Source organism: Vibrio sp. V03_P4A6T147 (assembly GCF_002241085.1).
GTDB lineage: Bacteria > Pseudomonadota > Gammaproteobacteria > Enterobacterales > Vibrionaceae > Vibrio > Vibrio anguillarum.
In genome coordinates, this window is the sequence record NZ_NDIO01000164.1 from 1 (window position 1) to 9,677 (window position 9,677).

At 45.6% G+C, this 9,677-nt stretch carries 10 protein-coding genes and 1 other RNA gene; 6 read left to right on the top strand and 5 right to left on the bottom strand.

Features of this window, described 5'->3' with window-relative positions; genetic code table 11:
• Positions 1-171: 171 nt before the first annotated feature.
• Positions 172-378 (top strand): DUF1107 domain-containing protein, encoded by a 207-nt coding sequence (locus B9J84_RS06400; protein WP_010319814.1) that lies wholly within the window; start codon positions 172-174, stop codon positions 376-378.
• Positions 379-452: 74 nt separating this feature from the next.
• Here B9J84_RS06400 and B9J84_RS06405 read toward each other — a convergent pair whose 3' ends face one another.
• Genes B9J84_RS06405 through B9J84_RS06415 form a run of 3 tightly spaced genes read right to left on the bottom strand, consistent with a single transcriptional unit; the run spans position 453 to position 3,464 of the window.
• Entirely contained in the window at positions 453-1,682 is a 1,230-nt protein-coding gene (locus tag B9J84_RS06405) for an FAD-dependent 2-octaprenylphenol hydroxylase (RefSeq protein ID WP_094123780.1), read from the bottom strand.
• A gap of 12 nt (positions 1,683-1,694) precedes the next feature.
• Positions 1,695-2,876, bottom strand: a complete 1,182-nt coding sequence (gene ubiH / locus B9J84_RS06410; RefSeq protein ID WP_094123781.1) for a 2-octaprenyl-6-methoxyphenyl hydroxylase — start codon at positions 2,874-2,876, stop codon at positions 1,695-1,697.
• A 12-nt stretch (positions 2,877-2,888) separates the two neighbouring features.
• Positions 2,889-3,464 carry a YecA family protein gene (locus tag B9J84_RS06415; protein ID WP_094123782.1) on the bottom strand — a complete coding sequence of 192 codons (576 nt, stop codon included), beginning with the start codon at positions 3,462-3,464 and terminating at the stop codon, positions 2,889-2,891.
• Between the two features lie 243 nt (positions 3,465-3,707).
• On the opposite strand from B9J84_RS06415, the gene B9J84_RS06420 reads away from it, so the two are divergent.
• The 5 genes from B9J84_RS06420 to serA all read left to right on the top strand — a co-directional run bounded on the left by B9J84_RS06420 (position 3,708) and on the right by serA (position 7,028).
• Entirely contained in the window at positions 3,708-4,016 is a 309-nt protein-coding gene (locus B9J84_RS06420) for a cell division protein ZapA (RefSeq protein WP_010319818.1), read from the top strand.
• A 20-nt stretch (positions 4,017-4,036) separates the two neighbouring features.
• A non-coding RNA gene (gene ssrS / locus B9J84_RS06425) (6S RNA) lies at positions 4,037-4,221 on the top strand.
• Positions 4,222-4,223: 2 nt separating this feature from the next.
• Entirely contained in the window at positions 4,224-4,814 is a 591-nt protein-coding gene (locus B9J84_RS06430) for a 5-formyltetrahydrofolate cyclo-ligase (protein WP_029189881.1), read from the top strand.
• 64 nt (positions 4,815-4,878) lie between these two features.
• Positions 4,879-5,535, top strand: a complete 657-nt coding sequence (rpiA, locus tag B9J84_RS06435) for a ribose-5-phosphate isomerase RpiA (RefSeq protein ID WP_010319820.1) — start codon at positions 4,879-4,881, stop codon at positions 5,533-5,535.
• 263 nt (positions 5,536-5,798) lie between these two features.
• Positions 5,799-7,028 carry a phosphoglycerate dehydrogenase gene (gene serA / locus B9J84_RS06440; protein WP_026028313.1) on the top strand — a complete coding sequence of 410 codons (1,230 nt, stop codon included), beginning with the start codon at positions 5,799-5,801 and terminating at the stop codon, positions 7,026-7,028.
• Positions 7,029-7,110: 82 nt separating this feature from the next.
• On the opposite strand, the gene ilvN is transcribed toward serA, so the two are convergent.
• Positions 7,111-7,605: an acetolactate synthase small subunit gene (gene ilvN, locus B9J84_RS06445; protein WP_010319822.1), complete on the bottom strand. Its 495-nt coding sequence runs from the start codon at positions 7,603-7,605 to the stop codon at positions 7,111-7,113.
• Between the two features lies 1 nt (position 7,606).
• Positions 7,607-9,346 carry an acetolactate synthase 3 large subunit gene (locus B9J84_RS06450; RefSeq protein WP_013856017.1) on the bottom strand — a complete coding sequence of 580 codons (1,740 nt, stop codon included), beginning with the start codon at positions 9,344-9,346 and terminating at the stop codon, positions 7,607-7,609.
• Positions 9,347-9,677: the final 331 nt, after the last annotated feature.

The window sequence follows — 9,677 nt, forward strand, 5'->3', positions numbered from 1 at the left end:
ATTTTGAGGAGATAATCACGCAAACATGGGTATTTATCCAACATTCTGCTTACGGCAGCACAAATATCCAAAAGAGTCATCAATAACTGCATATTCCTCTATGGCAATCACACTATTAGAGGCGCAATTTATTTATAATTTGCAGTGTTAGAACAACAGAAGGATCGAAGTATGAGACTGTTTAAGCGCTATACGCCAGGTATGATAGCTAAACACGTAAGTCGGCTTTTTAAAGGAAGAATCTATATTTACGGGGTTGGGAAATTTGAATTCGATAATGGCAAACTGATCTTGCCAGAGCGCGCAGACAAGCGCCACTTTCAGACGGTGAAAGAAGTGAATCAGGAAATCATGAGACTACGCTGCGCCTACGCATAATACGAGTTTCATTAAAGAATTTTAAAAGGGTTGGCCATAAGCCAGCCCTTTTGCCATCATTAGCTTAATCACTGTTAGGGCTCAAGCAGCACCATTTTACTCTTGGCAAGATCAGGTAAATCACCTTTTAAACCCAGTGCTCTTTTCATAATCTCATCTTTGGCTCCAGGAAGTTGTCCAGCCAACTGCATGCCAATGCCACGGATCAGTTTCTTCGCCGGGTTATCACCTTCAAAAAGATCTTTGAAACCTTGCATCGCGGCAATCATTTTGGCGGCTTCTGTTTTTCGCCAACGTTCATAACCTCGCAAATTTTTGAGCAAGCCAATATCTTCACCTTGATGCCACAACGCGAGTAGTTCTTGAGCTAAGCTTGCAGCATCAAGTAAACCTAAATTAACACCTTGCCCGGCTAGCGGATGGATGGTGTGTGCCGCATCACCAACGAGTGCGATTCGTTGTAAAGCAAAATCTCGGGCATAACGCATTTTAAGTGGGAAAGCAGCACGTTCACCGACCACCTCACACAAACCTAAACGATGATCAAACTCAGCGGTCAGTATCTTATTGAATTCGAGCTCAGACAGGCTGAGCAAGCGCTGCGCTCGGTTGGGCTCTGTAGACCAAACGATTGAGCTCATATGAGGATCAGACATAGGTAAAAAGGCCAGCGGACCTTGTGGTGTAAACACTTGCCTTGCCGTCGATTGATGTGGTTCCACCGTGCGGACATTTGCCACCAGCGCACTGTGTCCATAATCCCAATGGGTTAATGGAATGTCTTGTTGCTGACGAACCCAAGAGTTTGCGCCATCGGCTCCTACTATCAATTTTGCGGTGAGTGATTGACCGTTATCGAGCGTTAGCCACGCCTCACTTTCTCCGACAGCCAGAGATTGGCATTGAGCGGGCATAAAGAGTGTCACATTCGCTTGCTTTTGTACTTGTTCGAGTAAGGCTAATTGAATGACGCGGTTCTCAACAATGTGTCCCAGATCCGGCTGAGTCATTTGATTGGCACTAAATTCGATCCGCGCAAAACTATCGCGTTCCCACACTTCCATCGCCGAATAAGGCGCAGAGCGACGAGAAATGATGCCTTGCCATGCACCAAGGTTTCGCAACATGATTTCACTGGAACGGCTTAAGGCGGAGACTCGCACATCCGGCAGCTCTGCAAGTTCAAGGCTGGGTACTCGGCCCTCAATCACGGCGATGCGCAGTTCGCTATGCTTTAATGCGGCGGCCAGTGAAAGTCCAACCATTCCGCCACCCACAATGACAATATCGACACTTTGCATCATATACAGACCCTTTTATCTATTCACTACGCCAAGCGTTCGGCGCAGTAGCGGCATTTTCAGCCACGGTAAATTATCCATCATCATGAGGCCTACACTGCGACCAATGCGAGTGGTTAGCCAATCATTGGAAAAGAGATGCACCAGGGATGATGTCAGCTTAATGGTGGCATCACGATCCGCTTCTCGGCGTTGGGAAAAAGCCTGTAAGCCGTGATAGCAGCCAACATCGGCTTGCTGCTTGATAAGCTCATCCGCCAAGCTTGCCACATCTCGAATACCTAAGTTAAAACCTTGGCCCGCAATCGGATGTAATGTCTGAGCGGCATTGCCCACAATGGCAAAACGATGTGAAATGTTCTGCTCTCGATAACGCAGTTGTAATGGATAGCAGGCACGAGTGCCTACTTTATTCATTCGCCCTAAACGCCAACCAAACGCATCTTGAAGCTGTGCTAAAAAACCCTCATCACTGAGTGAAAAAACTTGCCGGGCTTTCGCGGGAGGTAAACACCAAACTAAAGAGAGTCGATGATCACTCATTGGTAATAACGCGACAGGACCATCGGCGGTAAATCGTTCAAACGCTCGTCCTTGGTGAGCTTTTGAGCTCACAACATTAGCAATAACCGCGACCTGTTCAAAATCATGCTCTTGTTGGATGAGGCCGATTTGCTCGCAGCAGGTCGATATCGCCCCATCAGCTGCGACCAATAACTTAGCTTGGATCGTTCGTTGATCGTTAAGGGTGACAGTGACCTTATCCATACTGCGTTCCACTTGCTGAACCGCGCTTGGGCAAAATAACTCAATATGCGGGCTCTGCTGCATTTTTTGCGCGTAAATCTGCCCAACATCGGCCAATTCAACCACGTAACCTAATGCTTCTAAATCGAGTTGCTGGCAAGTGATATCGGTCATCCCAATATGAGATCGATCCGACACATGAATATGTGTAATCGGGGTGGCGACCTCTTGCAGAGACTGCCACAAGGAGAGATTTTGCAAAATTTGCACGCTACCGTAGGATAAAGCAATTGAACGCGAATCAAAGCCGGGATGGGCGAGCTTATCATCCAACGGATGCGCTTCGACCACAGCAATCGCAAGCTTTCCTTGAGAAAGCGTATCTAAGGCCAACGCCAGTGTCGCACCAGCCATCGCCCCACCAGCGATAATCACATCAAATTGCTTCACAGTAACCTCTCTTTAATGCACGGTCGGCTGAGTTTCTTGTAGAGGTTTGATACCAAATTCAGCATGAATTGTTAACACGCAAGCTTTTACATGCTCGATAACGTGTTCCAAAAGTTGAGCTTGCTCATCCAAATCATCCTCTTCATCGATACCGAGCTTGGCAATTTCTTCTAGATCAGCCAAGGCCTCTTTAGTCTCTGCGGACGCTTTTTTCAAAACAACCCCAATCAAGCCAAGCCCAGAAATAAAGTGATTTACCCAGTCGGCTACGCCATCAGCCAAATCAAATACACTGGCACTCGCCTCTTCATCTGGCAACAGTAGTGACAACTCCATCCCGCTACCAGTGAGCTCTTCGATTGTAAAGGTGAGTACTTGTTCAGCCAATGTCAACGGACGATCTGGCCAACCCATACCTTCGTTAGTGTAATCAAAAATAAGTGGCTGCCAGCTCTTATCATTTAAGCCCAGACCACCGGCCAGCATGCCCGTTAGCAACCCATGCAACTCAGCAGGGTTAACCGCAAGTGCTGCAGATTGAAGGGCAGTGGCAAGAGAAAGATAATCCGGTAGTTTTTTTTCGCTCATGGGAAGCTCGTAATAAAATCAAATAAGCGCGATCCTACCACTTAGCTTCCAATGCGAAAATGCTCAAAGCGTTAATTGTGGGTAGCTTTTACTCAATTTGCCTAATAACTGTGTTTTTAGTCCCTCATTTTTTACTGCTCGCTTTGAAAAGCTTGAATCTTAGGGCCGCTTTACCTATAGTTTCCACCTCGATGGGCATGTGAGTGGCACCATCTTAGACAGCGCGATAAGAGTTCATCCATCATGAGTAATCAAGCGGTAGACGTAGAAATTTTAGGAAAATTGACTCGAGTGAATTGCCCTGCGGGACAAGAGCAGTCTTTAATCCAAGCGGCGCAAGATCTTGATAACCGATTGAAAGAGATGGCAGAGCGTACTAAAGTTACCAATGAGGTAAAGCTACTCACGATTGCTGCGCTCAACATTTGTTATGAATTGCAAACCAAAAACAATGAGAGCCTAGGCCAACAAAATCAATTAACCGAGCGCATGGAACAGCTCGCTGCATCTCTTGAAGATGCCATCAGTAAAGTGAAGCTAGGACAGCAGTAGTCTTTACCAGCGTAACCAAATTTACCCTAGAGTGTTTGTCAGCCGGATTTAAGTCCCTGAGCCGATAAGCAACACCAAAGGGTTAGTACTTGGTAGCTATTGAGCAAGCTCGGCTCGTACCGAGAAGCCTGCGGTTACCATTGCTGATCCGCCTTGAACCAGCTGGTTCAAGGGCCAAAATCCGCAACGGCACTCTGGGGTATCCTTATGCAAAACACTCGACACACACTTCGTCAAGTCATCCGCCAGCGGCGTAAACAGCTATCACCTACGCAGCAAAAACACGCTTCAATTGAACTTGTCTCTCGTTTTTCAACACTGCCTGCAGTTTTAACGAGTCAGCACATTGCCCTCTACTTGGCAACCGATGGTGAGCTTGAAACACAACCGCTCATAGCGTGGTTATGGCAACAAGGCAAACAGACCTATCTTCCCGTTTTACACCCCTTCTCGAGTGGGAATTTATTATTCTTGCGCTATGATGCTCAAACCATAATGACGCGAAATAAATACGGCATTGCCGAACCCAAGCTCAACCAAACATTGATCAAACCAGTAAATGAGCTAGATATCATCTGCACACCATTGGTGGCCTTTGATCAAACAGGGCAAAGGCTCGGGATGGGCGGCGGCTATTATGATCGTACGTTAGAAGCTTGGTTTAAAACGGGTAAAGGTGCCCTACCCATAGGTTTAGCTCATGATTGCCAACAAGTGACTCATCTGCCGAGCGAAGCATGGGATATACCTTTACCTCAAATAGTGACTCCAAGCCAAATCTGGCAATGGGAATCATAAATTATTGAGGCTATAATCGCCCCGCAACATTACCGTCACTATAAATCGATATCAGGAGATTGGCATGACTCAAGATGAAATGAAAAAAGCCGCCGGCTGGGCCGCACTCAAATATGTAGAAAAAGGCAGCATCGTTGGTGTGGGTACGGGTTCAACGGTGAATCACTTCATTGATGCACTGGGTTCGATTAAAGATGATATTAAAGGTGCGGTTTCAAGTTCTATCGCCTCAACAGAGAAGCTAAAAGGCCTAGGTATTGAAGTGTTCGACTGCAATGATGTTGATCAACTCGATATTTATGTTGATGGCGCAGATGAAATCAACCCTGCGCGCGATATGATCAAAGGCGGCGGCGCTGCGCTCACTCGAGAAAAAATCGTTGCCGCGATTGCGGATAAATTCATTTGTATCGTTGATGGTACAAAAGCGGTCGATGTTCTAGGTCAATTCCCACTTCCAGTTGAAGTGATCCCAATGGCGCGCTCTTATGTGGCACGTCAACTGGTGAAACTTGGTGGTGATCCAGCCTATCGCCATGGCGTAATAACGGATAACGGTAACGTTATCTTGGATGTGCACGGATTAAAAATTACTGATGCCAAAGCATTAGAAGATAAAATTAATGGGATTGTCGGCGTAGTAACCGTTGGTTTATTCGCTCACCGAGGTGCTGATGTCGTCATCACTGGCACGGAAAATGGTGCCAAAATCGAAGAGTAAGTCACAAAATAAGGCTACTTTCCGTTATTTCATTACAAACGGCACCCATGGGTGCCGTTTTTCTTCGCTATGCCCTAGAAAATCATGCCTTATTTCGTAATTTTCTTACCCAAAACAAAAAAAGTTTGTTACTTTATTGGTCAGAAGACGCACAAGGAAAACGTTTGTCTTCCAACAAAATGGTTAATCTTCCTCTTTACATTAGCCCTTTTGCTTTATGTGCGCCGTGTTTGCCCACCTTCCCATTTTTAAGGACGAGAATAATGGCCAAAGTTTCACTCGAAAAAGACAAAATCAAAATCTTACTCCTCGAAGGGCTACACCCTTCAACGGTTGAAGTACTGCAATCTGCCGGTTACAGCAATATTGAGTATCACAAAGGTTCTCTGGGTGATGAACAACTGCTCGAAGCGGTGAAAGATGCTCACTTCATCGGAATTCGTTCGCGCACCAATTTGACTGAAGCGGTAATCAACGCGGCAGAGAAGTTGGTTGCTATCGGCTGCTTCTGCATTGGCACCAACCAAGTTGACCTGAATGCAGCCGCAAAACGTGGGATTCCTGTCTTTAATGCACCATTTTCAAATACTCGTAGTGTTGCTGAACTCGTTTTAGGCCAAACACTGCTACTACTGCGTGGGATTCCTGAAAAAAATGCATTGGCGCATCGTGGTATTTGGAAAAAAAGTGCTGATAACTCTTATGAGGCTCGCGGTAAGCGCTTAGGTATTATTGGCTATGGCCACATTGGCACCCAGCTCGGTATCATTGCCGAAAACCTCGGTATGCAAGTCTATTTCTATGACATAGAAAACAAACTCTCACTCGGTAATGCAACGCAAATACATACGATGAGCGAGCTACTGAATAAATGTGATGTCATTTCTCTGCATGTGCCTGAAACTCCAGATACTAAAAATATGATGGGTAAAGAAGAGTTTGCACGCATGAAGCCTGGCTCTATCTTTATCAACGCAGCACGCGGAACGGTAGTCGACATTCCCGCACTCTGCGATGCATTGGCATCAAACCATCTAGCTGGCGCGGCAATAGATGTATTTCCAGAAGAACCCGCCACAAACTCTGAGCCTTTTGAATCCCCACTGATGCATTTTGATAATGTCATTCTGACACCGCACATTGGTGGCTCAACGCAAGAAGCACAAGAAAATATCGGTATTGAAGTAGCCGGTAAGTTGGCAAAATATTCAGATAACGGCTCAACCTTATCAAGCGTGAACTTCCCTGAAGTATCACTGCCAATTCACCGTGATAGTTCGCGTTTACTGCATATTCACGAAAACCGTCCGGGTATTCTGACACAAATCAACACCATCTTCGCCGAAGAAGGGATCAATATCGCCGCTCAATATTTACAAACGTCAGCGGATATCGGTTATGTAGTGATTGACGTAGAAACCGCTCGCTCTGCGGAAGCTCTGACTAAGCTGAAAAGCATCAGCGGCACCATTCGTGCGCGTATTCTTCACTAAGCACTTCTCCAGTAAAAGCACTAAATGACAAAAAGGCCACACAAAATGTGGCCTTCCTTATTTCGATAGGGAGCTCGGTAAATTAAGCTTTAAGCGCTCGCTCCCCGCGAGCAATACCTACCACGCCACTTCGCGCGACTTCGATTACTTCCGTGACTTCCGACAACGCTTGAATAAAGGCATCGAGTTTTTCGCTGGTTCCAGCAAGCTGCACAGTATATTGCGCCGCAGTGACATCCACGATCTGCCCACGGAAAATATCAGCCGTACGTTTCACTTCGGCGCGCGCAAAACCGCTAGCTTTGACTTTCACCATCATCAGCTCACGTTCAATGTGTTCGCACTCTGACACTTCTTGCACTTTAAGCACATCAATCAACTTATGCAGTTGCTTTTGAATTTGTTCAAGTTGCATTTCATCGGTCTTAGTGGTGATGTTTAAGCGTGATAATGTTGCATCATCGGTTGGTGAAACCGTTAGTGATTCAATGTTATAACCACGTTGAGAAAATAGACCAACAACGCGAGACAAAGCACCCGATTGGTTTTCCATTAATATTGAAATAATGTGTCTCATATTATGTTCTCTCCGTTTTGCTTAACCACATTTTGTCCATCCCTTCGCCTTTAATTTGCATTGGGTAGACGTGCTCCGTTTCATCCACATTAATATCAACAAAAACCAATCGATCTTTCATATCGAGTGCTTTTTTAAGCCCGGCTTCAAGTTCATCAGGCTGTGAGATACGGATGCCAACGTGGCCATAAGCTTCTGCAATTGCTGCAAAATCGGGAACAGAACTCATATAAGAATTAGAGTGACGTCCTTGGTAAATAATATCTTGCCACTGTTTTACCATGCCAAGAAAACGGTTGTTTAAGTTAATAATTTTCACTGGAATATCATATTGCAACGCGGTGGAAAGCTCTTGGATATTCATTTGAATACTGCCATCCCCAGTGACAATCACTACCTCTTCTTCTGGCATGGCAAATTTAACCCCCATTCCAGCGGGTAAACCAAACCCCATGGTGCCCAAACCGCCAGAGTTGATCCAACGACGAGGCTTATTGAATGGATAATAAAGTGCGGCGAACATTTGGTGCTGACCAACATCGGAGGCCACATATGCGTCTCCATTAGTCAGTTTATGTAAAGTTTCAATCACTTGCTGCGGCTTAATGCGTTCGCTGGATTTCTCATAAGCTAGGCATTGGCGGTCGCGCCAGCTTTGGATATCTTGCCACCATAGTTCAAGCGCCTGCGAATCATTACAGCCACCTTGCTCAGAGAGCAATTGCAGCATAGTTTCCAGTACTTGTTCAGCTGATCCCACTATCGGCAGATCGACTGGCACATTTTTAGAGATCGACGAAGGATCAATGTCAATGTGCATGATCTTAGCGTTCGGGCAATATTTTTCTAGATTATTGGTTGTACGGTCATCAAAACGCACGCCAATACCGAAAATCAAATCCGCATTGTGCATCGCCATATTGGCTTCATACATGCCATGCATTCCAAGCATGCCTAACGCATTTTTATGCGTCCCAGGGAAAGCACCAAGCCCCATTAACGTGCTGACTACGGGTAAATTGAGCGTTTCAGCCAGTTGTAAAATGTGCTGATCTGCGCCTGAAATAACAGCGCCACCACCAATGTACAATACGGGTTTTTTGGCTTCTAACAACGCTTTTAGCGCCTTTTTAATTTGCCCTTTATGACCAGAAGTAGTTGGGTTGTATGAGCGCAGTTTGATCGACTCAGGATACGTGTAAGGGAGTTTGATCTGAGGATTCATCACATCTTTAGGCAGATCGATCACGACCGGCCCCGGGCGCCCTGTTGAGGCAATATAAAAGGCTTTCTTAATGGTTTCAGGAATATCTTCAGCTTTTTTTACAAGAAAACTGTGTTTGACGATCGGACGAGAAACCCCAACGATGTCACATTCTTGAAACGCATCGTTACCAATGAGGTTATTTGGCACGTTGCCTGAAATAACAATCATTGGAATTGAGTCCATGTAAGCGGTAGCAATCCCTGTGACGGTATTCGTCGCCCCTGGGCCAGAACAAACAAGTACCACACCCGTTTTTCCGGTTGCTCGAGCATAGCCATCTGCCATGTGCGTGGCCGCTTGCTCGTGGCGAACAAGGACATGTTTAATTTGGTCGGTTTTTGCGTGCAGCGCATCGTAAATATCAAGAACGGAACCACCTGGGTATCCAAATATTTGCTCTACACCTTCTTCGATCAGAGATTGAACCACCATCTCTGCGCCAGATAACATCTGTTGATTGGATTGCGTTGCCATTTTTTCTCCTTACCAATACCCAACACATGGTCAGTCAATGGGCCTGGTTTTACATAGTTTAGGGCTTATTTGTAGCCTAATTCGAAAACTTTCCACTTTCGGCTATGTCTTGCTTTTGTCATAACAAAAAACAAGGTAACGCAACAACTGTAACTCTTTCTTATCATCGGGTCGAACGCCAAATAGCGCACACTTTGGCAAATGTTTGGTTAAATGGAATTTTATTAGGTAACTATCGTAAAACCGGCATTAAAAACAGCTCAATCCATGAGTAATTAGCAAAAATAAAGCAAAAAATATTACCACGCAGCAATGTAGCGTTATGAGGAAG